We start from the raw sequence: 24462 nt of genomic DNA, 5'->3' as shown, positions 1-24462 counted from the left end.
GGACGGAGCCGCTCAAAATTCGAGCGGCAGGGTCGCATTCTCCAGCCACGCCCGGACATCGTGGTCATGGATCAGCGGCATCAACGCCTCGCGCGTTCTCAGGTGATAATCGTTGAACCAATGCAGTTCCTCGCGCGTCAAAAGCTCGGGGATGACGAGGCTGCGATCGATCGGGCAGAACGTCAGTGTCTCGAAGCCAAGCATCGGCATATCGCCACCGTCGATCGCCTCCGCACCGCGGACGTAGACGAGGTTCTCGATACGGATGCCAAAGCTGCCGGGACGATAGTAACCCGGCTCGTTTGAAAGGATCATGCCGGGCAGCAGTTCCTGCGTCGACAGGCGGGAAATGCGCTGCGGCCCCTCATGCACGGAAAGGTAGGAGCCGACACCATGGCCGGTGCCATGGGCGAAATCTGCTCCGGCTTTCCACAGCGCAATGCGCGCCAACGGATCGAGATCGCAACCGCGCGTCCCCTTCGGGAAACGCGCCATGCTGATAGCAATCATGCCTTTAAGGACGAGCGTGAAGAACAGCCTTTGTTCCTCGGAAACCGTTCCGATGCCGACGGTGCGGGTGATATCCGTCGTGCCATTGATGTACTGTCCGCCGGAATCGATCAGGAAAAGCTCTCCGGACTGGATCAACCGGTCGGTTGCGGTCGTGACGCGGTAATGCATGATCGCCGCGTGTTCGCCGGCGCCGGCGATCGTGTCGAAGGAAATGTCTTTGAGCGGATTCTGCATGCTTTGGCCGACGCTTGCGCGGGCGGCTTCCAGCCGCTCTGCCGCAGCGATTTCGGTGATCGTTCCCGGCTTGGTCTCAGAAAGCCAGTAGAGAAAATCGACCATCGCCGCACCGTCCTGAAGATGGGCAGCGGCCGAACCGTTGATCTCGGTCGAATTCTTGGTGGCGCGCGGCAACTTCGCCGGATCGGTTCCTTCCACCACCTCACCCCATTCGCGACGAATGAGATCGGTAAGCGCATAAGGCGTGAGGTCGGGATCAACGAGAATGCGTCCGCCGTCCTTGGAAGCCGCCGCCAGCCTCTCGGAAAGTTCGGTCGGATCACGCTGGTCGCAAATCTGCGCCAGATAGGCTTCCGCCTCGATGCCGGTCTTGCGCTTGTCGAGAAAAAGATCGGCCTCACCATCCGCATAGATGATCGCTCGGGCCAACGGATGGGGCGTATGTGGCACGTCCGCGCCGCGAATGTTGAAGATCCACGCCACCGAGGACGGGTCAGTGATCAGCGCCGCATTGACGTTCTTCTTGCCGAGATCGGTCGCGATTGCCGCGATCTTGTCGCTGGCGAGCAGGCCCGCCTGGGCGATGTTCTGGATGGTCACGGCGCCCAGCGGTTCGGCCGGCCGATCCGTCCACAGCCGGTCAAGCGGATTGTGCGACGGGAAAACAAGCTCACCGCCGATTTCGCCGAGCGCCTTCTCCAGCCGACGCACTTCTGCGCCCGTGTGCAGCCAGGGATCGATGCCGAGGCGAAGACCTTTCTTTCCATGCTTGCCGAGCCAGACATGCGGCGGCTCGCCCACCAGATCACCGCCGGTGAAAACATTGCGATCCACCTGTTCGGCGAGTTGGGTCACATAACGTCCGTCGACGAAGACAATGGCTTCAGTCTGCGTGACCAGAGCGATGCCGGCCGACCCGGTGAAGCCAGTCAACCATGCGAGCCGCTCGGAGCCCGCCGGGACATATTCGCCCTGATACTCATCGGCGCGCGGAACGAGAAAGGCATCGATGCCGAGATCGGAGAAACTTGCCCGCAGTGCCGTAACTCGGTCGCGACCGAATTGTGGCGTGGACGTCACTTCAAAAGACTGGAACATGCTGAAACCCGAATGAGTTGGCGCGAATCCGCGCGAGAACCGGAGGGCATGTTATCCGCAAATTGCTGGCGATGGGAGCAAAAGAGGAATGTTTTTCAAACAGCGGTCCGTTCAGGAATCGGGCAGCAATAAGGCGAGATTTCGTCATCTGGCATGCTTTATGCATCCGGCGCATGGCACCCATGAAGGAAACCCTCTGCCTCGGCGTTTCGCAATCGTTATATAGGCGGCATCGCAAGGGTTTGAAAACAAGCCTGAATTCAAAAGGAAACGAAAATGACCGCCTCACTCTCCCGCTTCGCTTACAGCAGCCCTGCACTGGCTGGCGAACGCCGGACTGTGCACCATGTCATCGGCTCGCGCCGTCCTCTTGCGGAAGACGGCCTCAAGATGCTCGGTGCAGGCGGCAAGGATATTCGCCACAAGGGCGCAACGAGCTATCCGTTCTGAAGTATCGTCTGTCCGGTACTCCTCTCCTCCCTCCTCCGGACAGAAGAGCAGAACAGGTGGACCCGCTTGAGCATTCTCCTCCTCCTCCTCGAGCTCGCGGGTAGACCGGGTAACCGGTCAGCAGGCGGTGCCTTTGGCACCGCCTTTTGCTTTTCCGGAATAAGCCGCGCGTTTAGAGCGGGATGCCGAAAAGTATGTGCGGCTTTCGGGCGACATCCCGCTCTAACTTTTGATTTAGAAGCGGATTCAGATTTCAGGTCGATTCGACCTGAAATCATCCGGCTCTAGGGGCGATCGAGGTGAATGGTAACCCAGCCATTGCGCCAGATCGTGCGTACATGCCGAAGGTTTATGCCATTATAGGCCGCGAGCACTTTCCAGCGCTGTTCGGCGAGAATTCCCGAAAGGATCACCGAGCCGCCGGAGCTCAGGTTTTCAACGAGTTGCGGAGCCATCTTCATCAGCGGTCGGGCAAGAATATTGGCGATGATCAGATCGAAGGGGCCATGACGTGAAAAGGCCGTCGAATGAAAGCCGGGCGCCACTTCCATAAAAATGCCTGAGGCAATGCCATTGCGACGAACGTTCTCCCGCGCCACGCGGACGGCAATCGGATCGATATCTGTCGCAAGCACCGGAACGTTCTTCAGCTTGCGGACCGCGATCGCCAGAACGCCGCTCCCCGTGCCGAGGTCAAGCGCCTTTGCCACCGGCCGGGCCCTGACGACCTTTTCGATCATCTCAAGGCAGCCAGCAGTCGTGCCGTGATGACCGGTACCAAAGGCCTGGCCGGCATCGATCTCGATAGCAATGTCGTTCGGCTGCACCTTGTCCCGGTCATGCGAGCCATGAACCAGGAAGCGCCCTGCCCTGACCGGCTTCAGCCCCTCGAGGGACTTCGCGATCCAATCGACATCGGGAATGACTTCTTTCTCGATCACCGCGTCCGGAAAGGCAGGCTGCAGCAAGTCTCTAAGGCGGCCGCGGATTGCGCTCTCCTCATTCGCCATGAGATAAACCGAAGCCTCCCAGACGTCGCGCTTCTCGTCTACTTCGGTGGTGGCGATCGCATAGTCCTCGTCTTCGAAGGCAAGCGTCATGAGATCAAGAATCTGTTCGGCCTTCTTCTCGGTCGTCGTCACATAAAGGCGGATTTCACTCACGGCAGGCTGTCTTTCCAATGGTTCATTCGGCACCGTCGATCCAGACCGGCGGTGGGGTATCATAGCCCGCGACAGCACGCAGCAAGCGGCGGGTGACGGGTGGAACGCGCAGCAGGATTGGGATGACCAGATTGCGCAATCCGATTGCCATCGGATTCTTCATCGTGACGAGCGACGTCAGGCCATAGGTCTGCTTCAAGACCGTCTTCACGGCCGGCATCCGGCGATCCGAATACTCCTGTTCGCGGCCCTCCGCAATCAGATAGGCGAGCCAGCAGGCGTCCTCGATACCGAGGTTCATGCCGCGTGCGCCCGCAGGCGAATGAATATGCGCGGCATCGCCGGCAAGAAAGACATTGCCCTTCGACATGCGCTCGACATGACGGAAGTGAATGCGAAATTGCGAAGACCAGACGCGATCGGCCACGGCGACCGGATGAACAATCCGGCTTTCGAAATCGGAAAGCGTCGAAATGAATCGCAAGGTGTCCGGCGCGACCGGCAATCGTCCCACCATGCCTGGATTGAAGAGTAAGATCTCGGCAAAATCCGTCTCCACTGGGCTCACGTAACGGAAATCGGCGAGGTAGAAATTGCTTTCCAGCGATTCGCCGGGAAAGCCAAGACCCACGGCCTGCCGTGCGGCGGAATGGGCGCCATCCGCGGCTATGAGAATATCCGGGACAACGACCTCGGTGGCATTGTCCGGATAACGCAACGTGACCTGCGGCCGAAGCAAGTCACCGGAAACCGTGTCGAGCTTCACATTCCATTCCGGCGAGAGGCCATACTCGGCCAGTCTTTTGACCAGCAGCCGCTCCGTCATTCCCTGAGGCAGACCGCAGATCGCGCCGAAGCGGCCTGGTATTTGCCCCGTATCCAGCGATATCAATGTCTTGCCGCCGTCCTTTATGCGGAAATTCCTGATCGGCTGGGCTTTCTCGAGAATGAGATCAGTGACGCCAGACGGCGAAAGCAATGTCAGACTTCGGGCGTTGATCCCAAGAGCACGGCTTTCCACAAGAGGAACCGGGCCTTCGGCATCGTCCACGATTCGCGGCTTAAATCCTCGCCGCGCCAATTCGACGCCTGCGGTCAGGCCGACGGGGCCGGCACCTGCAATCAGGACATTTCGTCCGTCCACCCCCATCGCTTCGCTACCCCTTCGTGATGAGGTTCTCCAGCTTTTTCACCGCAGTATCGGGATTCTCACCATAGGCGATCGTGCCGGAAAAGCGACCGCCGGAATCGAGCAGGAATACCGAGGCGGTGTGGTCCATAGTGTAATCGCCGTTCGGATTCTTATCGTCGACAGGCACTTTCTTTACGTATACGCGAAAGCCCTTGATGACATCGGCGATCTTCTCCGGCGGGCCGGAAATGCCGACAATTCGCTTAGAAACATTGGAGACATACTGGTTCATGATCTCCGGCGTGTCACGCTCCGGATCGACGGTGACAAAGTAAGCCTGTAGCTTCGAACCGTCAGGATCGACCTTCTCCATCCAGCCACTCAGTTCGAAGAGTGTGGTGGGGCAGACTTCCGGGCAATGGGTGAAGCCGAAGAAAAGCGCCGTCGGCTTTCCCCGAAACGCTTTCTCGGTGATCGGCTGACCGTTCTGGGCCACCAGCGTGAAAGGCACGCCGAACGGACCTTCGGCTACCACGTCCCTGGTCTTTGTGATCTCAAGTGTCGCCACGCCCAACGCGACAGCCAGGATCACCACGGCAATCCAGATGACAATACGGAATATCTTCATCGTCCCAGTCCTTATTCGGCGACAGCCCTTTGATCACCGTCCACCTCATGCCGCGTGATATCGTCCCGGATTTGCAAGCGCAATTCAACAAGTCGTTTTAGCCGAGGCCGCGCGCATTTGTCTCGGTTTTGCAACCTTTCGTCCTTTCTCACACGCATGGTCCGCGCGCGCCACCCACCTGGCGAAGACTCAAACAGCGTTAGCGAAAATTTAATGCCGGATAGCTATTTTTAGGGGGCGTTAGCGGCCTTTGATGCCGCAAGGACATGACGTCTGCCCGAAAGTGTTGCGTCTCGGATTTCCGCATGAACGGCAAACACGGTGACTGCCGCGGAGGCAGGGAGGACAGATTTTCATGTCGGAATCGACGTTGCGTCGGAACCTTTCGGTTAGCCGAAGGCTCTGGACATTGGCGGCTGCCGCCTTCGCGGGAATTGGATCAATGCTGGCGATCGGCTGGTATGAAAGCGTCCAGGTCGATGCCGCGCTTCATCGGGCAACCGACATTCAGAACAATGTAGACCACATCAGCGAGATGCGCCTCGCCAATCTCGATCTTGTTTTGGCGGCCATGGATACGATCGTCGACCGAGACGAGCGTGTCGTTCAACCTGAGCGCCTGGATACGATCCGCAAGTCGCTGGATAGCCTCTCCTCCGGATCGAAGGAACTCGGCCTGATTGCGACGGAACTTGGTATGCCGAACTTCCTTGCATCCTACGATTCCGACGTTGCCGTCATGCGCCAGGCCATTCAGGTCGACCTGAAGAAGATGATCGAAGGAGGCGCCGATGACGCCACATTCGACAAGATCGATGACGCCATCGACGGAGCCGGCGAAAAGCTGAGCGCCACTCTGCAGAAACTCGCGACCGACGGCAGCGCGCTGGCCGAGCAACGTGTGAACGAAGCTACGGCCATTTCCAGAGGATCTCTCTACTATCAGGTTTCGCTTGGCATCGGCGCCCTAATTCTCGTGGCTGTCCTTCAACTCATCCATGGCGGATCGATCCGCCGCGGCATCACGGCGGTCCGTCTCAGTATGCAGCGGATAGTCGACGGCGATTATGCCGGCAATATTGAAGGCGTCGAGCGTGGAGACGAGATCGGCGACATGGCGCGCGCGGCCGATACGTTCCGGATCGCAGCCATGGAAAAGCTGGCGCTCGAACAACGCAGCGAAAGCGAGCGCCGTCAGAGCGACCTGGAACGGCGCGAACGCGAGGCAACGAAACTTGCCGAGACAGAGGCGACCAACTCCGCCGTAGACGCCCTGGCGCAAGGTTTGAACAGGCTTTCGGACGGCGACCTGACCGTGATGATAAACGAGCCCTTTGGACAAGAGATCGATAGGCTGAGGGCCGACTTCAATCAAACCTCAACACGTCTGCTTCAGACGATGACCGCGATCGCGAGTAATACGCGCTCCATCCAGGCAAATAGCCACCAGATGCAGGCAGCAGCCAATGACCTTGCGAAACGGACCGAGCAGCAGGCCGCTTCGCTGGAAGAGACGTCGGCTGCGCTCGACCAGATAACGGCAACCGTCCGCAGCGCCACGGCACGTGCCGAGGAGGTCGGTCACATGGTTGCCCATACCCGGCAGAGCACGGAGAAATCCGACATCATCGTCAATGACGCGATGGCCGCCATGCAGCGGATCGAAACTGCTTCACGCGAGATCGGCACGATCATCAACGTGATTGACGAAATCGCGTTCCAGACCAATCTCCTGGCGTTAAATGCCGGTGTCGAGGCAGCCCGGGCCGGTGAAGCGGGCAAGGGTTTCGCAGTTGTCGCGCAGGAAGTTCGCGAACTCGCCGGACGCGCCGCGGGAGCTGCCAAGGACATCAAGGCGCTGATCGGCAAATCGGGACAGGAAGTGCGCAACGGCGGCGAACTGGTCACGGCCGCCGGCGAAGCGCTCCGCCAGATCGGCGAAGATGTTTTGCGCATCGATGAACATGTTAAATCAATCGTAACCTCTGCGCGCGAACAATCCGTAGGACTGAGTGAGATCAATTCGGCCATCAGCCAGATGGATCAAGTCACGCAGAAGAACGCAGCCATGGTGGAAGAGACGAACGCCGCCAGCCACACGCTTGCCATGGATGCGGAAAAACTGACTCAGCTGGTAGGCCAGTTCAGGACTGGCGAGGGCATGATCGCCCGGAAAACGCCGCAGGAGGCAACCGCCGTCCCGCATCCAAGACCATCCCCCGCGCGGAGCCTCATCAGCAAAGTTGCGGGTGCATTCAACGGCAACGCGACCGCCGCGGCAGGTGCTTCTCCAGCGGGCGGCAACTGGGAAGAATTTTGACAATGACGAACATTATTAAACAGTCCGGTGCCTATCTGGAAATCGTCTCCTTCCATCTCGGCGATCAGGAGTTCTGCATCGACATCATGGCCATCCGCGAAATCCGCGGCTGGGCTCCGGTGACGCCGATGCCGCACACACCGCCTTACGTCCTTGGCCTGATCAACCTTCGCGGCGCTGTGATCCCCGTCATCGACATGGCTTGCCGCCTCGGCATGAAAATGACCGAACCGTCCGAGCGCTCGGCGATCATCGTCACCGATATCGCCGGCAAGCTCGTCGGCCTGCTCGTCGAACAGGTCTCCGACATGATGACGATCCGCGGTGAAGACCTGCAGCCGCCGCCGGAAATCATCCCGGAAGCGCAGCGCGCCTTCTGCCGCGGCATCGTGGCGCTCGAAAAGACAATGGTCTGCTTCCTGAACCTCGACACGGTGATCGCCGACGAGCTCGCGCAGGCGGCTTGACGTCCGCTTTCTGCCCGGAGCAGCACGAACATACAATCACGAACATACAATAAAGACCCCGAAGCCTTGCGGCTCCGGGGTATTTTTTATCGGCGTTGCAAGGCGGGGTGTGCCCGGCGAGCCGTCTTTTTGGCAAGCTATGAACAGCAGGACGAAGTTCAAGTCGAACCCGCGGTTCTCTGTGAAACTGCCCCAAAATGGGTCAAGACAAAAGACCACCTCAGGGCAAAACAGTCCTTGGCACCCATCCCAAAACCAACCAATTTTGGGGGGAAGAGGCTAAAGCCTGTCGCGTGAAAAGAGATTCACGCGACAGGCTTTAGCTCATAGTTTTTCATGCATGTCGTTGCCGCAAAACCGCTGCACACTTTTGCGCGACATGCATTAGCATCACGGCCTGCCGTTTTTCCACGTCACGGTTTGTCCATAGAGCGGGATCGTCGAGATCGACATCTTGGCGGAACCGTCCGTCAGTTCGCGGGAATGCGCGAGATAAATCAATGTGTCATTCTTCTTGTCGTAGATGCGGTTGACGGCGAGCGTTTTCCAAATCAACGACAGTCCCGCACTGAAGACTTCCTGGCCGTCCTTCGAGAGGTCGATGTTGCCGATCTCGATCGGACCGGTCTGACGGCAAGCGATCGAATTGTTCGACGGATCCTCGAACCAGTTGCCATTCTTCAGCCTGTCGATCAGGCTGCGATCGAAATAGGTGACATGGCAGGTTACCCCCTTCACCTCCGGATCGGCTACTGCATCTACGATAATGTCGTTGCCGATCCAGTCGACGCCGACTCGTCCGACTTCCGCAGCCGAAACAGCGCCCGCCGAAAGCGCGATAAAGCATGAAGCGGCGAACATAAAATTGCGCAGATTGAGCATGGCATCTCCTCGAATGATCCGCAGCTTAGATAAGCGTGGGCCGTGCCTTTACAAGCAAACACGGGGTCTTCGAGGAAGCATCAGCTCTTCAGACTTTCCGGCAGGTGCAGGGCTCGTAGCCGCTGGCGGTCAGCCGCCCGGGTCTCATGCCGATCAGCGCCGGAATGGCATCGATGGTCGCTGCCTTGACCGCCTTTGCCATCTCTATCGCGGCAGCAGCGCAGACCGCGGCGTCCTCGGCAGCATTATGGTGCATGAAGCGCAGGCCGAGATGCTCGGCAATCAGGTTCAGCCGGTGCGACAGGAAATGTGGCCAGATCCGCTGCGCCATCTTGAGGCTGCAGACATAGGTGAGTTCGGGATAGGATTGCCGGTAAAGATCAAGACTTGCCCGCCAGACGCTGAAATCGAAGGCCGCATTATGGGCAATCATGGTGGCGCCGCGAAAGTCGTCGTGGAACTCGTCCATGACTTCGGGAAATTCAGGCGCATTCTCGACATGTTCAGGCCGGATACCGTGGATCGCGATGTTCATGCTGGAAAACCGCATGTCCTTCGGCCGAATCAGCCGCTCTTCCACCCGAGTGACCCTGCCGTCTTCGATCCAGGCAAGCCCCACCGAGCAGGCACTGGCACGCTGTTCGTTGGCGGTCTCGAAATCAATCGCGATGGTCTTCACTGGCGCAAACCCGAATCGGTGTTGTCGTCGACAAGCATTACTGGCCGCACGCTGGTGAGGCAAATTCGCCGCGTGGTTGACTTTTTCATTGGGATATCGAAAGCTGTCGCCATGATCGCAGCAAGCGCAACCATGATGCTTCATATTGTGACCTCTCACCCTTACGGGGCGAGTGGGATCGATGGTGCTTTAATTTAAGTGCGATCATCCGACGAACCCTGCCGAGGCGAGCAGGGTTCGAAAACCTGGCTCTCCTCGAAAATCAAGGAGAGCAAATTGACTTCCGAACCAGAAAATCCTGACGAACCGCAACCAAGGCGCGCCAATGCGGAAATCCGAGCTGTCCGGCCATCGGATACTGAGGCCGTTACCGCGCTGATGAACCTGCCAGGCTACCGCGCCGGCACATTGCGTCCTCCTTTTCAGAGGATCGAGGAAGTGCGTCGCAAACTTGAGAATCCCACTGGAGATTCGCTCAATCTCGTCGCCGTTCTTGACGGCGAGATCGTGGGTAATGCGAGCATGACCCGCTACAGTGGACGGAGGCTGCATGCCGCCGGCATTGGCATGGGTGTGCATGACGACTATTGCGGGAGAGGAATTGGCACCGCACTCCTCGGCGCACTGATCGATTCGGCCGACAACTGGCTCGACATCAAGCGGCTGGAACTGACGGTGTATATCGACAACACACCGGGCCTCCGCCTCTACGAGAAATTCGGTTTCGAGAAAGAGGGGTTGCTCAGAAACTTCGGTTTCCGTGCCGGCAGCTATGTCGATGCTTATACGATGGCGCGCTTGAGACCGTGAACAAGTGTGGCGGCTGACCGAATTTAATCAGCCGCCAGGCAAAGCCGCAGGCACCAGTGGCGCTACCTGGCGATAAACGCCAGCCATTCATCCTCGTCCATCACCTGGACATTGAACTCCCTTGCCTTGTCGAGCTTGGAGCCCGCGCCCGGACCGGCAACGACGATATCGGTCTTTTTGGAAACCGAACCGGAGACCTTGGCGCCTAGGCTTTCAGCGGTCGCCTTGGCCTCGTCACGCGTGAACTTCTCCAGCGAACCGGTGAAGACAACGGTCTTGCCGGCAACGGGGCTGCCCGACGAGACGGACTGCTCCGCCTCCTGCGGTGTCACCTCCTTCAGCAGGCGTGAGATTACCTCGACATTGCGCGGCTCCTTGTAGAACTCGACGATGGCGCGGGCGACGACCTCGCCAATGCCTTCGATAGAGTTGAGGTCGTTCCAGCCATCGCCTTCAAGCGACGCCGCGTTCTTCATCCCGGTCGCGAAAGCCTCATAGGTGCCATAGGAACGCGCCAGCAGCTTCGCCGTCGTCTCACCGACATGGCGGATGCCGAGCGCATAGATGAAACGGTGAAGGGCGATATTGCGGCGCTCGTTGATCGCGGTATAGAGCTTCGAGACGCTGACCTTGCCGAAGCCTTCAATATTTTCCAGCTTCGTCAGCGAGTTTCTCTGCCGCTCCTCCAGTGTGAAGATATCGGGAGCCGTACGGATCTGCAGCGCCGGATCCTCGTTCTCGAAGAAGAAATCGACCTGCTTGGACCCGAGTCCCTCGATGTCGAACGCATAACGTGACACAAAATGCTTCAGGTGCTCGGTCGCCTGCGCCCGGCAGATGAAGCCGCCGGTGCAGCGGCGGACCGAGTCCATCTTGCCTGTCTTTTCATTGACCTCCCGCACCGCATGCGAACCGCAGACCGGGCATGTCGTCGGGAACCTGTAAGGAGCTCGCTCCTCGCCCTGTGGCCGCTTTTCCATCACGACATCAAGGATCTGCGGAATGACGTCGCCTGCCCTTTGAACGATGACAGTGTCGCCCTCGCGGATGTCATGCCCCTCCGGCCGGATTCGCTCGCCATTATTGCCGATACCCTTGATGTAGTCCTCGTTGTGCAGCGTAGCATTCGTTACGACGACACCCCCGACGGTGATCGGCTTCAGCCTTGCAACCGGTGTCAGCGCCCCGGTGCGGCCGACCTGGATCTCGATCTTCTCGACTTCAGTGAAGGCCTGTTCGGCAGGAAACTTGTGCGCGGTCGCCCAGCGCGGCGAGCGTGAGCGGAAGCCTAACCGAGCCTGCAGTTCGAGGCTGTCGACCTTGTAGACGACGCCGTCGATATCGTAGTCGAGATCCGGGCGCTTGAGGCCTATGTCATCGTAATGCGTAAGAATATCGGCCACCGAATTCAACCGCTTCATCAACGGATTAACCGGGAACCCCCACTCCTTGAACTTCTGAACCATGCCGAATTGCGTATCGGCCGGCATGTCCGACATCTCGCCCCAGGCATAGGCGTAGAATTTCAGCTTCCGGCTCGCCGTCACCTTCGCATCGAGCTGACGCAGGGATCCGGCCGCCGTGTTGCGCGGGTTGACGTAGGTCTGTTTGCCTTCCGCCTCCATCTGAGCATTCAGAGCCAGAAAATCGCTCTTCGCCATATAGACCTCACCGCGTATTTCAACGATGGAGGGCGCATCGGCGGGAAGCTGGTTGGGGATTTCCTTGATGGTGCGGATATTGGCGGTGACGTTTTCGCCGGTCGTGCCGTCACCCCGTGTTGCAGCCGTCACCAGCCTGCGGTTCTCGTAGCGGATCGACATCGACAGCCCGTCGATTTTCGGCTCAGCCGTGAAAGCGATGGATTGATCCGGCAGACGCCCGAGGAACCGATAGACGCCGGCAACGAAGTCCTGAACGTCTTCCTGCGAAAACGTATTGTCGAGGGAGAGCATCGGCCGGGCATGAACAACCGGCGCGAAGGTCACGGACGGCTCCGCTCCCACCCTGCGCGAAGGACTGTCCTCGCGAATCAGTTCCGGAAAGCGTGCCTCGAGCGCGTCGTTGCGCCGCTTCAGCGCATCGTACTCCGCGTCGGAGATCTCCGGCTGATCCTTACCGTGATAGAGCGCGTCGTGGTACGCAATCTCCTTTGCCAGCCGCTCCAGCTCGGCCGCGGCTTCTTCCATGGTCAAGTTCTCGATGGTGATCGGTTCAACGGACATAGGGGCTCACTCTCCAGATTCCGGAGTCGTTTTAGAGCAATTTTCGGTGATGGAAAACGGGGCCGCGGGGTTAGAGCGGGATGTCGTCCGAAAACCGCGCACACCTTTCGGCATCCCTCTTCTCTTTTGTCTTAACGCAATGCCGAGGGGAAAAGCGCTTCGCACTTTTCCTGGAATTGCTTCTAGCCGCCCCCTGCCAACAACCTGACCGCGGCCGCCCTCGCCTCGTCGGTTACAGACGCTCCGGCGAGCATGCGGGCGATTTCTTCCGTGCGGTCCTTCGGCGCCATGGTCGCAACCCTGGTCGCAATTTTTTCCGATCCTTCGGCCAGCGGTCCTTTGGAAATCAGGAGATGTGTTTCAGCACGCGCCGCCACTTGCGGCGCATGCGTGACAGAGAGCACCTGCACGCGTTCGGAAAGCCGCTTCAGCCGCTGGCCGATTGCATCGGCAACCGCACCGCCAACGCCGGTATCGATTTCGTCGAAAACGAGAGTCGGTGCCGAGCCGCGATCGGCAAGCGCAACCTTCAGCGCCAGCAGAAAGCGAGAAAGTTCACCACCGGAGGCCACCTTCATGATCGGTCCGGGACGTGTGCCCGGATTGGTCTGCACATGGAACTCGACGACGTCTATGCCGTCCGCCGTCGCCTCCTCGGCGTCGCTGGTGATTTCCACCATGAAGCGGGCGCGCTCCAATCTCAGCGCCGGCAGTTCGGCCATGACGGCCGCGGCGAGCGCTGCGCCGGCGTGATGGCGCTTATCCGAAAGCGAACGGGCGGCAGCATCAAAGCTCGCCTTGGCGGCCGCCACCTCGGCATCCAGCCTGACGAGCCTCTCCTCACCGGCATCCAGGTCGGCGAGATCGGCGATCATCCTCACCGCAAGTGCCGGAAGTTCGGCGACGGGAACGGAATATTTGCGCGAGGCAGCGCGCAGGGCAAACAGGCGCTCTTCGACACGCTCCAATTCCTTCGGGTCGTATTCCGTCCTGCGCAGCGCGGCCTCGACCTCCATCTGCGCATTTGAAAGATGATCCAGGGCCGCGTCCAGCAATGCGACGGTATCTTCCAGCAAGCCCGGTGCCTCGTGGCTCTTGCGCTCGAGGCGGCGCACCAGCGAGGCGATGTGGGGCACCGGCGATGCATTGCCGTTCAGGAATTCGGCCGCCTCGGAAATGTCGCCGGCGATGCGCTCGGCCTTCATCATCCTGGCGCGGCGTTCGGCAAGATCCTCTTCCTCGCCATCCTGCGGCGACAGCCTTTCCAGCTCCTCGACGGAAGAGCGCAGATAGTCTGCCTCACGCGCGGCGTTCTCCACCTTCTCACGATGCTTCTTCAACGCACGCTCGCTGTCGCGCCAGCTGCGATAGAGATGAGAAACCGCCTGCACCTCCTGGCCAAGCCCGGCAAAGGCGTCCAGCAGCGTCCTGTGGGCATTGGTGTCAACGAGCGCGCGATCATCGTGCTGGCCATGGATTTCCACGAGCAACTGGCCCGCCTGGCGCATGAGCTGTACGCTGAGAGGCTGATCGTTGATATAGGCCTTGGTGCGGCCGTCAGCCGACTGCACGCGGCGGAAGATGAGATCACCGTCGTCGTCGATGCCGTTCTCGCGCAGAAGCTTACGGACGGCATGATCCATGCCAACATCGAAGACCGCGGTTACCTGTCCCCGTTCCTCGCCGTGACGCACAAGACCGCCGTCACCGCGCCCCCCGAGCGCCAGCGAAAGGCTGTCGAGCAGAATGGATTTGCCCGCACCGGTCTCTCCGGTCAGGACCGAAAGACCGGCTTCAAAAGCAAGATCCAGCCGCTCGATCAGAACGATATCGCGGATCGAAAGCTGGATCAGCATCGGCGTTCAGGCCTCACGAGCCAAGAAGAAGTTTCCTGCCAGCCTGCGCAATCCAGGAGCCCTTGTTTTCGCGCGGTTCGGTGCCGCCCGACTGCAACAGCTTATAGGAATCGGCATACCACTGGCTGTCGGGGTAATTGTGTCCCAGCACGGCGGCTGCCGTCTGAGCCTCCTCGACAATGCCCATCGCATAATAGGCTTCGACGAGTCGCGCCAGAGCTTCTTCGATCTGATTCGTGTTCGGATATTTTTCCACGACGACGCGGAAGCGGGAAATCGCGGCGAGATATTCCTTGCGCTCCAGATAGTAGCGGCCGATCTGCATCTCCTTGCCGGCGAGTTGGTCACGGGCAAAGCGCATCTGGGCCTGGGCATCATCGACATATTCAGAATCGGGGTACTCATCGACGACCTTCTGCATGGCCTCGACTGTACGCGAAGCCGCCCGCTGGTCCTGCGTCACATCCGTGATCTGCTTTGAATAGGAAAGACCGATCAGATACTGCACGTAGTCGGAATCCTCTGAGTGAGGATATTGCTTCATGAAGCGATTACCGACGGCAAGCGCATCGTCGTAGCGACCCTGCCGGTACTTCACGAAAGTGCTCATGACGAGCGCCTTGCGGCTCCAATCGGAAAAGGGGTGCTCACGGTCGATGGCATCGAACTTGCGGCCCGCTTCGGCCATATTGCCGGCCTTCATATTTGCCAGACCCTGGGTGTAGAGCACATCCGGCGGATCGGTTTCCAGACCAAGCTTGCTGATATCGATATCGGGATCCGACTGGCAGGCGGAAACCAAGGCGCCCACGCTGACCAACATAAGCGATGCGAGCAGCGCCCGCGCTGTTTTCATCATACCTTCAGACCTTGCATATTCATCGGAACCGATTCCGGCCGCCCCATATACTGATCGGCCGCACCCCTCGCTGGCGTTTCTAGCCACAAATGCATCATCAGAGCAACGCAATGATGAGGCATTAACGCATTTTTGTGGCGCCTGGAGCAGATAGACGGTCTTTTCACAGATATCACCACGGGATTCTGCCGTTTTTTCAATCAGTACGCTGCCGACATCCGCGACGCGGTTCGCGCCGCCTCATAAAAAAACCGCCTCCTGAAGGAGGCGGTCCTGGCCTGAATTCAGTCTGGAGGTCATGCCGACCAGGGGGCAAATTCCGAAGCCGCGACAGCAATGAACTCGCGAGTTCCAACACGCTGGCGCGGTGTGGAGGTTTCGACAACTTCATAGGCCGTCGGATCGCCGAGGAGCGCTTTGAGGGCGGTGGCATTCATCCGGTGACCACCGCGATAGGAACGGTAGCAACCGATGAACTGCGCGCCGGCCAGCGCCAGGTCACCAACGGCGTCGAGCGCCTTGTGGCGGACGAATTCATCGCCAGCGTAACGCAGACCTTCGACGTTGATGACCGTGTTGTCGTCGGAGATGACGACCGAATTTTCCAGCGAGGACCCGAGAGCGTGTCCGGATGCCCAGAGACGCTCGACATCGCGCATGAAGCCGAAGGTACGGGCACGCGACAGTTCCTTCTTGAAGGTCGCAGCCGTCAGATCGCCTTCCCATTTCTGGCGTCCGATGAGCGGGCAGTCGAAATCGATCTCGACCTCGAAGCGCGTGCCATCATAGGGACGGAACTCGCTCCAGGAACCGCCGGCTTCGACGCGCACCGGCTTGGTGACCCGGATATAGCGACGCTTGACCCCGAGCGAGACGATACCAGCCTGCTCAATCGCCTCAATGAAAGGCAGAGAGCTGCCATCCATGATCGGCATTTCCGCGCCGCTGACTTCGACGAGGACGTTGTCGAGACCCATGGCATAGATCGCAGCCATGACATGCTCGACGGTCGCAACGGAACGCGCCGGCGAAAAACCCAGCACCGTGCAAAGATCGGTATTGCCGACTTGCGAGGAAACAGCTCTGAATTCCGCTACTTCACCATCTTCGAATACGCGCTGAAAAATAACGCCACTTCCGGTTTCCGCGGGATGAAAGGTAACTGAAACATCCGCACCCGAATGGACTCCTATCCCTGTAAGCGTGACAGGGTTTGCGATCGTGGTCTGAAAACTGAGCAATCCAATTGCCATTCAAATTCTGCCTTCATATTTCTGCTGCATTCGCGCCGAGCGATTAAAACAATCTCGCCGGCATGCCGTTTGCAGCCATTGCCTCACCACCGGAAGCACTTAATTTTTCAAGCGTTATGGCGGTAACCATGCTCCATTCATACGTGCGCTCCAGCCACATTCCAAATCACTGTTTTTTTCGCATTGTTACGAAGCCATGCCATTGAATTTTCTTATGATTTTCCAATCAGAAACGGGTTCTGAAACAAAAATGCCCGGGATTGTCATCCCGGGCATCCACAGTTTTGATCCGACTCGCTTTTTCAGTTCGATTGGCGGCGCAGGAATGCAGGAATTTCGAGCTGGTCGTCTTCCTGTGTCATGCGGGCCTGAGGCACCGTGCGGCCGTGATCGTCGAGCTGGCCGCGCCGCGGTGCATAGAGGCTTGCTTCGGGCGAAAGCGGACGGCGCTGCTGTGAAGCTGCATTCGGAGCCGCAGCAGTCATGTCTGCGGCAACACCCTCTTCCTCGCGGCGACCGAGCGAATTGGTGATTCGCTTGAGAAGGCCCATTGGACCACGCTCTTCGGCATGGGGAGCCGGCTGCGCGCGATGATCAAGCTCCGCCTGGACCACCGGCGGAAAATCCTCGACCTTCGGCATGCGGACCTGTTCGACCGACTGACGAATCATCGGCTGCGGCGCCGGAGCGATCGGCTGACTTATCATCGGCTGCGCAGGCTGGCTCATGGCCGGAGCCGGTGCATGGACGGGCGCCGGACGCGGAGCCGGAGCTTCGGCCGGAGCTCCTGCAAAAATCCGGCTCTGCGGACGGAACCCATCGTCACGCATCGGCTGCTGCTGAACCGGAGCGGCAGGCCGCGCGTGCGGGATTTCCAACTCGCGTTCCATCTCGGCTTCTGCCATGCGGATCGTCTGGGCAATCGGATCCACAGCCCTTGGCGCCTGCGCGATGGGAGCAGGATGAACTGCGGCCGCCGACGGTGCAGCGGCCGCGGAGGGACGGACCACCGGCTTTGCGGCAGGCCGGAATTCCATGGTCCTGTCTGCGGATGTGCTTGCGCCACGGTCGATGCCGGTCGCGACGACCGACACGCGGATGATGCCTTCCAGCGATTCGTCGAAGGTGGCGCCGAGGATGATATTGGCGTCCGGATCGACTTCCTCGCGGATGCGGGTGGCAGCTTCATCCACTTCGAAGAGCGTCAGATCGCGACCGCCGGTAATGGAGATCAGCAGGCCCTGTGCGCCCTTCATGGAGGTCTCGTCGAGCAGCGGATTGGCGATTGCAGCCTCTGCAGCCTGCATCGCGCGACCCTGACCCGAGGCTTCACCGGTTCCCATCATGGCGCGGCCCATTTCGCGCATGACGGAGCGGACGTCGGCAAAGTCGAGGTTGATGAGACCTTCCTTCACCATCAGATCCGTGATGCAGGCGACACCCGAATACAGAACCTGGTCGGCCATGGCAAAGGCGTCGGCGAAAGTCGTCTTGTCATTGGCGATACGGAAGAGGTTCTGGTTCGGTATGACGATCAGCGTATCGACGGACTTCTGCAGTTCCTCGATACCGGATTCGGCAAGGCGCATGCGCCGGCCACCTTCGAAATGGAACGGCTTGGTAACGACGCCGACCGTCAGGATGCCCTTGTTGCGCGCAGCTTGAGCAACGACCGGAGCAGCACCCGTGCCTGTGCCGCCGCCCATGCCGGCGGTGACGAAGCACATATGCGTGCCGCTCAGGTGATCGACGATCTCGTCGATGCATTCCTCAGCCGCAGCCCGGCCGACTTCCGGCTGCGAGCCCGCGCCGAGTCCCTCGGTCACATTCACACCGAGCTGGATGATACGCTCCGCCTTCGTCATCGTGAGCGCCTGGGCGTCCGTGTTGGCGACGACGAAATCGACGCCCTGGAGGCCCGCGGAGATCATGTTGTTGACCGCGTTGCCACCGCCGCCGCCAACACCGAATACGGTGATCCGCGGCTTAAGCTCGGTGATATCTGGCTTCTGCAGCTTGATAGTCATGGTACTCGTTCCTTCTCTTTATGGCCGCATCGCCACGCCCGGCCAATTCACTCATTTCCCTGCACCTGGTTTCGGGCGCGGCATGCGCTCCGACGCCGATGCGATCAAAAACTCTCCTTCAGCCACTGCCCGACCCGGGCGATGCGGCTGTCATTGCCCCCAAGCGCCGAGAGCAGACCGCTTCCCGCCGCATGTGTCTCCATGTCCGCGACCTGCGGATAAATCATCAGGCCGACCGCGGTCGAAAAAGCTGGTCCCTTGGCCGCCGTCGGCAAGCCGGAGACGCCCATCGGACGACCGACGCGCACGTTGCGCGCCAGAATGCGGCGCGCCATTTCCGAAAGACCGGTCAACTGGCTGGCGCCCCCCGTCAGCACGACACGCTTGCCGACAATCGGGCTGAAACCCGAGCGCTGGATGCGGTCACGGATGAGCTCCAGGGTTTCCTCGATGCGCGCTCTTACGATGCGCGAAACAAGCGCCTTCGGCACCTGAGTCGGCTGGTCGCGCTCATCCTCGCCGATCGGCGGAATGGAAATCAGCTCGCGCTCGTCGGACGAATTCGGCAACGCCGTGGCATGAACGACCTTAAGGCGTTCCGCATCCTCGATACGCGTCGAAAGACCGCGTGCCAGATCCGTGGTCACGTGATGGCCGCCGAGGCCGACGGCATCGGTGTGCACGAGCTTGCCCTCGGCAAAGACGGAGATGGTCGTCGTGCCGCCCCCCATGTCGATGGCCGCACAGCCGAGCTCGACCTCGTCGTCGACGAGGGCGGCAAGTCCGCTGGCATAGGGCGTCGCCACCATGCCTTCGACCGACAGATGCGCGCGATTGACGCTAAGCTCCAGGTTTCGCAGTGCCGCGCGTTCGGCCGTCACCACATGCATGTCGACACCGAGCACGTCGCCGAACATGGAAAGCGGATCGCGGATACCGCGCTCACCATCGAGCGAATAGCCGGTCGCAAGCGAATGCAGGACGGCACGGTCCTGACGCAGCGACTGCTGGCAGGCGGCCGTCAGAACCTTGCGCAAATCGTTACTCTCGACTTCCTGACCGCCGAGATCGATCGTTGCGGTATAGACATCGCTGCCGAGGCGGCCGGCGGAAACATTGACGATCAGGCTTTCAACCGTCAGCCCCGCCATGCGTTCGGCTGCATCAACCGCCAGGCGGATGACACCTTCGACGGCATCCAGATCTGCGATCACGCCGGTCTTGATGCCGCGGGAACGCTGATGCCCGATGCCGATGATCTCGATATTGTGCGTGCGCCCCGGAAGAACCTGGCTTTCGCCGCGGGGCGTCAGCCGGCCGATCATGCAGACGACTTTGGTCGAACCGATATCGAGCACCGAAACGATGTGCGACCGCTTCGACGAAAGCGGTTTCAAACGGGGCAATCCAAAATGTGAAGAACCAAAGAAATTCATGAATCCTGCCCCGCCTTCTTCAAGGCCTTCGTTCTCGCATCCAGCATCGCCTGACGGCGAACCACGGCTCCCGGCGTCAACTGGATCGCCGTACGGTCATCCAGGCGAAGATCGACGGCCGCGATATCACGCTCGAGAAGCTGCTCCTTCTTGTCGAAGTCCGACAGGCGGACGAGAGCCTTGTCGATGTTCTCTTCCGGCAGCTTCACGACGATGCCGTTGTCGAGATAGAGATCCCAGCGGCGCCCGGCGATCCGGACATAGGCCTTCACGTGGCTCTTGATCTCGGGCCAGGCGGCAAGCTCATCATCGACGGAAGCAGCGGCGGTCTCAGCATTGAGACCGACGAACAGCGGCAGAGCAGCAAACTTGTTGTCGCGCAGCGGCGCGATCACGCTGCCGTTCCTCTCGATCAGAGAGAGCTCAGAGCCATGCTGCCAGATGCCGTATGCCTGGCGCTCCTTGAGATTGACCTCGATCGTCTTCGGATAGACCTTCCGCACTTCGACGCTCTCGACCCAGGGAAGCTTGGCGATTTTCTGACGCGCGGCATCGACATCGAGCGACACGAGCGACGTTGTTCCATCGAGACCGATCAGTTGAAGGATCTCGATCTCGGACGTTTCGTTGTTGCCGGAGACTTTCACATCCTCGATGGCAAAACCGGCAGCAGTCGTCGTCGCCTGCGCGACGCTATCGGTATGACCGCCGAGCGACATGCCATAAAGGCCGGTTGCAGCAAGGAACCCGATCGCGGAAAGCGTTCCGGTGTGTGCAGGGATCTGGATGCGGCCCGTCCCGAGACTGACAAGGAAACGCACGACGCGACGCAGTGGGCGCGGCAACACGAATAGATTATCCACCTCATCAAGGGCGATGGACGCGCGATGGCGGGACCGCCTCATCCTCTTGACCATCAACGCAAACACGAAGCGTCCTCCACCGTCCAACGGAGAAACTCACCAAAGGAATAGCCGGCATGCGCGGCCATTTCAGGCACAAGGGAGGTCGGGGTCATGCCTGGCTGAGTATTGACCTCCAGCCAGATAACTTCGCCATCTTCGGAGAAACGATCATCGTAGCGAAAGTCAGACCGACTGACACCACGGCAACCAATTGCTTGATGCGCCCTTAACGCCAATGTTTGTATTTTCTGGTAAATATTCGGTGAAATTTTCGCAGGAATGACGTGTTTTGAGCCACCTGCCGCATATTTGGAGTCATAATCATAAAAACTGTGTCCTTGCGGCACGACTTCCGTAACGCCGAGCGCGACATCACCCATGATCCCACAGGTCAGCTCGCGCCCATAGACATAGCGCTCGACAATGACCTCATCCCCATAGCGCCAGTCCGAAGAGGTGACGATCTGCGGCGGGTGCGCCTGATCTTCCTGTACGATCACAACTCCGAAGCTCGACCCTTCCTTGACGGGCTTGACCACATAGGGCGGCCTTATCGGATGCTCGCTGGTGAAAGCAAAGCGGTTCATCACCAGCGATTCAGCCACCGGAACACCCACCTTTTCGGCAACCAGCTTGGCGCGCGACTTGTCCATTGCCAGCGCAGAGGCGAGCACGCCGGAATGCGTATAGGGGATCTGCAGATATTCGAGGATGCCCTGGATCGTACCGTCTTCACCGTAAGGACCGTGCAATGCATTGAAGACGACATCCGGCCGCAACTCCGCGAGACGCGCCGAGACATCACGCCCCACATCGACACGGGTTACCTTGAAACCTTCCGCTTCGAGGGCATCCGCGCAAGCCTTTCCCGACGAGAGGCTGACCGGCCTCTCCGAGGAAAATCCGCCCATCAAGACGGCTACATGCTTGCCACTCATTCATACCCCCAAACGCGCAGAGATCTGCCATTCGATTTTGCCATCCCCGACCGACGATTCCGGCCGAATACAGGTCACGCGCATTAGAACAACATTATGGTTAATGAAGTGTTTACTTTGGTTAACCGCAGCAGCCGTTCAGGACTTTTCGCATATCGAATCAGATGACCGGCCGGATTCCGCCTTGGAATCAGAGAGTTGCGGTGATCGCAAGAATTTTTGCACCTTGAGGAATCAAAAAACCGCGCCGAGAGCTCGGCGCGGTTCGGCTCAAAAGCCGAAATATCCGGAGCTCAGGATTCCTTATCCAATAATTTCCCGATGAGGCCGCCGAGGGCACCGCCAACGAGGGGTGCTGCCCAAAACAGCCAAAGCTGCTGAAGGGCCCAGCCGCCGACAAAGAGGGCCTGACCGGTCGAGCGCGCCGGATTGACCGAGGTATTCGTCACAGGGATCGAGATAAGATGGATAAGCGTGAGAGCCAAGCCGATGGCAATCGGAGCAAATCCCGCAGGTACGCGGCTGCTCGTAGAGCCGAGAATGACGATGAGAAAAAACATCGTCAGCACGATTTCGATCACCAGGGCAGAAGTCAGGGAATAGCCCCCCGGCGAATGCTCGCCATAACCGTTTGCGGCAAACCCGCCGAGCTCGAAGCCGGCTTTGCCGCTTGCGACGAGATAAAGCAGAGCCGCAGCGACAATGGCGCCAAGCACCTGTACCGCGACGTAAGGAATAAGCCGTGACGCGCGGAATTTGCCGGCCACGGCGAGGCCGACCGACACTGCGGGATTAAAATGTCCGCCCGAAATGCCGCCCACGGCATAGGCCATCGTCAATACGGTCAGGCCGAACGCCAGAGCAACACCAACGAATCCAATCCCGAGTTGCGGAAAAGCCGCTGCAAGAACAGCGCTGCCGCAACCGCCGAAGACCAGCCAGAACGTTCCGAAAAATTCGGCAACAAGACTCTTTTGCATGGTATTTGCCCCTCTGCGATCAAAATGATCGCTCAGAAGTTCATCACAAAGCGATTCCGGTCAAGGCCAAGACCATCCGACATCTGCAAATTAAGATAGAAAATAGATGCAACGCTACCATCATCCTTTCGCGTTATCGTTGCCCTTCCAAGAAAAGGACGAGAGGCTTTCCGATATTGTCTGGCGCCGATGTCGTCGCATTCTTGCGCAATTTGCGTTTGCGCCGAACAAAAATTGCGTTAAAGACCCAGCGGCCTTATCGAAAGGCTTATTCATGTAATCCTGATTGGAATGAAAATGTCAGACGCGATATCCCCCATATCGCCGACCTCCGCGACATCGAACACAGCGCAAGTCAATTCGCCGGCGCGCGTTCTGATCGCGAGCCTCGTCGGCACGACGATCGAATTCTTCGATTTCTATGTCTACGCAACCGCCGCCGTCATCGTCTTCCCGCATCTCTTCTTTCCGGCGAGCAACCCGACATCGGCAATGTTGCAGTCCTTCGCAACATTTTCCATAGCCTTCTTCGCCCGTCCCCTCGGCGCGATGATCTTCGGCCATTTCGGCGATAAGGTCGGCCGCAAGGCGACCCTCGTCGCCGCCCTGATGACGATGGGTCTGTCGACGGTAATGATCGGCCTCTTGCCCGGCTATGAGTCGATCGGCGTCGCCGCTCCGCTGCTGCTGGCGCTATGCCGTCTCGGCCAGGGTCTCGGACTTGGCGGCGAATGGGGCGGAGCAGTGCTGCTCGCCACCGAAAACGCTCCCGAAGGCAAGCGCAGCTGGTATGCCATGTTCCCGCAGCTCGGCGCTCCGATCGGCTTCATCCTGTCCTCCGGTTTCTTCCTGATCCTTGCGGAAACGATGAGCAACGAGGACTTCCTGGCCTATGGCTGGCGCATTCCCTTCATCATCAGCCTGGCGCTCGTCGCAATCGGCCTTTACGTCCGCCTGCGCATCACCGAGACGCCGGAATTCCAGAAGGCGATCGAAAAGCACGAGCGCGTCTCCGTTCCGATCGCGGTCATCTTCCGCTCACATTTCCGCAGCCTTGTCCTTGGTACCTTCATCGCCGTGGCGACCTTCGTGCTGTTCTATCTCATGACCGTCTTCACACTCAGCTGGGGCACGACGAAACTCGGCTATTCGCGGGAGCAGTTCCTGGTCGTGCAGCTCGTCGGCGTCGTGTTCTTCGGCCTGACGATCCCGATTTCGGGCCTGCTCTCGGACCGCTATTCGCGCCGGACGATTCTCATCCTGACCACAATCGGAATTGCGATCTTCGGCTTCTTCTATTCGACGCTCCTGCAGAGCGGTCTCGGCGGCGCCTTTGCCTGCTCGATCATCGGTCTCGGTTTGATGGGCTTTACCTATGGCCCGATCGGTGCAGCGCTTGCGGCGCCCTTCCCGACCGCAGTTCGCTACACGGGCGCGTCGATGACCTTCAACCTTGGCGGCATTTTTGGCGCGTCACTTGCCCCCTATATCGCCACCTGGCTCGCGACCAACTACGATCTCGCCTTTGTCGGCTATTACCTGGCGACCGCGGCGGCAATCTCGCTGGTCTGCATCCTGTTGTCGGGCCGCGAAGAAGTCTGAAA

Annotated in this window: 20 protein-coding genes; 5 read left to right on the top strand and 15 right to left on the bottom strand. The window is 59.3% G+C overall.

Translation table 11 applies throughout. The annotated features are described in order from the left end of the window. Positions 1-12 precede the first annotated feature (12 nt). Positions 13-1848 (bottom strand): aminopeptidase P family protein, encoded by a 1836-nt coding sequence (locus AAE029_RS24685; protein WP_371075549.1) that lies wholly within the window; start codon positions 1846-1848, stop codon positions 13-15. A 276-nt stretch (positions 1849-2124) separates the two neighbouring features. On the opposite strand from AAE029_RS24685, the gene AAE029_RS24680 reads away from it, so the two are divergent. Next, a complete protein-coding gene (locus tag AAE029_RS24680) occupies positions 2125-2298 on the top strand; it encodes a hypothetical protein (protein WP_371075548.1) in 174 nt (57 codons plus the stop codon). Positions 2299-2582: 284 nt separating this feature from the next. On the opposite strand, the gene AAE029_RS24675 is transcribed toward AAE029_RS24680, so the two are convergent. Genes AAE029_RS24675 through AAE029_RS24665 form a run of 3 tightly spaced genes read right to left on the bottom strand, consistent with a single transcriptional unit; the run spans position 2583 to position 5221 of the window. Next, entirely contained in the window at positions 2583-3461 is an 879-nt protein-coding gene (locus tag AAE029_RS24675) for a 50S ribosomal protein L11 methyltransferase (RefSeq protein WP_371075547.1), read from the bottom strand. Between the two features lie 22 nt (positions 3462-3483). After that, positions 3484-4611 (bottom strand): FAD-dependent oxidoreductase, encoded by a 1128-nt coding sequence (locus tag AAE029_RS24670; protein ID WP_371075546.1) that lies wholly within the window; start codon positions 4609-4611, stop codon positions 3484-3486. Positions 4612-4618: 7 nt separating this feature from the next. After that, positions 4619-5221 (bottom strand): SCO family protein, encoded by a 603-nt coding sequence (locus AAE029_RS24665; RefSeq protein ID WP_371075545.1) that lies wholly within the window; start codon positions 5219-5221, stop codon positions 4619-4621. A gap of 355 nt (positions 5222-5576) precedes the next feature. Between AAE029_RS24665 and AAE029_RS24660 the strand changes: the two genes are divergently transcribed. Both AAE029_RS24660 and AAE029_RS24655 read left to right on the top strand, forming a co-directional pair. Next, positions 5577-7541 (top strand): methyl-accepting chemotaxis protein, encoded by a 1965-nt coding sequence (locus tag AAE029_RS24660; protein ID WP_371075544.1) that lies wholly within the window; start codon positions 5577-5579, stop codon positions 7539-7541. 2 nt (positions 7542-7543) lie between these two features. Continuing rightward, entirely contained in the window at positions 7544-8008 is a 465-nt protein-coding gene (locus AAE029_RS24655; protein WP_371075543.1) for a chemotaxis protein CheW, read from the top strand. A 390-nt stretch (positions 8009-8398) separates the two neighbouring features. On the opposite strand, the gene AAE029_RS24650 is transcribed toward AAE029_RS24655, so the two are convergent. After that, entirely contained in the window at positions 8399-8890 is a 492-nt protein-coding gene (locus tag AAE029_RS24650; protein ID WP_371075542.1) for a CreA family protein, read from the bottom strand. Positions 8891-8978: 88 nt separating this feature from the next. After that, a complete protein-coding gene (locus AAE029_RS24645; protein WP_371075541.1) occupies positions 8979-9569 on the bottom strand; it encodes a 3'-5' exonuclease in 591 nt (196 codons plus the stop codon). Positions 9570-9845: 276 nt separating this feature from the next. On the opposite strand from AAE029_RS24645, the gene AAE029_RS24640 reads away from it, so the two are divergent. Further along, the gene (locus AAE029_RS24640; RefSeq protein WP_371075540.1) at positions 9846-10379 is read left to right on the top strand and encodes a GNAT family N-acetyltransferase; all 534 of its coding nucleotides are present in this window, start codon (positions 9846-9848) and stop codon (positions 10377-10379) included. Positions 10380-10441: 62 nt separating this feature from the next. Here AAE029_RS24640 and ligA read toward each other — a convergent pair whose 3' ends face one another. From ligA to aqpZ, 9 genes are all read right to left on the bottom strand, one after another. Then, positions 10442-12604 carry an NAD-dependent DNA ligase LigA gene (gene ligA / locus AAE029_RS24635; protein ID WP_371075539.1) on the bottom strand — a complete coding sequence of 721 codons (2163 nt, stop codon included), beginning with the start codon at positions 12602-12604 and terminating at the stop codon, positions 10442-10444. Positions 12605-12786: 182 nt separating this feature from the next. Beyond that, positions 12787-14460 (bottom strand): DNA repair protein RecN, encoded by a 1674-nt coding sequence (recN, locus tag AAE029_RS24630; RefSeq protein ID WP_371075538.1) that lies wholly within the window; start codon positions 14458-14460, stop codon positions 12787-12789. A 13-nt stretch (positions 14461-14473) separates the two neighbouring features. Next, entirely contained in the window at positions 14474-15319 is an 846-nt protein-coding gene (locus AAE029_RS24625; protein ID WP_371075537.1) for an outer membrane protein assembly factor BamD, read from the bottom strand. A gap of 296 nt (positions 15320-15615) precedes the next feature. After that, positions 15616-16572: a UDP-3-O-acyl-N-acetylglucosamine deacetylase gene (gene lpxC / locus AAE029_RS24620; protein ID WP_371075536.1), complete on the bottom strand. Its 957-nt coding sequence runs from the start codon at positions 16570-16572 to the stop codon at positions 15616-15618. 302 nt (positions 16573-16874) lie between these two features. Then, on the bottom strand, positions 16875-18599 hold the full coding sequence (gene ftsZ / locus AAE029_RS24615; RefSeq protein ID WP_371075535.1) for a cell division protein FtsZ: 1725 nt from the start codon (positions 18597-18599) through the stop codon (positions 16875-16877). A 104-nt stretch (positions 18600-18703) separates the two neighbouring features. After that, the gene (gene ftsA, locus AAE029_RS24610; protein ID WP_371075534.1) at positions 18704-20035 is read right to left on the bottom strand and encodes a cell division protein FtsA; all 1332 of its coding nucleotides are present in this window, start codon (positions 20033-20035) and stop codon (positions 18704-18706) included. Next, a complete protein-coding gene (locus tag AAE029_RS24605) occupies positions 20032-20964 on the bottom strand; it encodes a cell division protein FtsQ/DivIB (RefSeq protein ID WP_371075533.1) in 933 nt (310 codons plus the stop codon). The genes ftsA and AAE029_RS24605 overlap by 4 nt, the downstream gene beginning before the upstream one ends. Next, complete coding sequence (locus AAE029_RS24600) at positions 20952-21878, bottom strand: D-alanine--D-alanine ligase (protein WP_371075532.1); 927 nt, start codon at positions 21876-21878, stop codon at positions 20952-20954. The genes AAE029_RS24605 and AAE029_RS24600 overlap by 13 nt, the downstream gene beginning before the upstream one ends. Positions 21879-22171: 293 nt before the next feature. Further along, the gene (gene aqpZ, locus AAE029_RS24595) at positions 22172-22858 is read right to left on the bottom strand and encodes an aquaporin Z (RefSeq protein ID WP_371075531.1); all 687 of its coding nucleotides are present in this window, start codon (positions 22856-22858) and stop codon (positions 22172-22174) included. Positions 22859-23149: 291 nt separating this feature from the next. Here aqpZ and AAE029_RS24590 point away from each other — a divergent pair, with 291 nt between their 5' ends. Beyond that, positions 23150-24460: an MFS transporter gene (locus AAE029_RS24590; protein WP_371075530.1), complete on the top strand. Its 1311-nt coding sequence runs from the start codon at positions 23150-23152 to the stop codon at positions 24458-24460. Positions 24461-24462: the final 2 nt, after the last annotated feature.

The organism is Sinorhizobium sp. CB7, assembly GCF_041357635.1.
In the GTDB taxonomy this organism is placed as follows: Bacteria; Pseudomonadota; Alphaproteobacteria; order Rhizobiales; family Rhizobiaceae; genus Rhizobium.
This window is presented reverse-complemented; position numbering and strand designations above follow the sequence as displayed.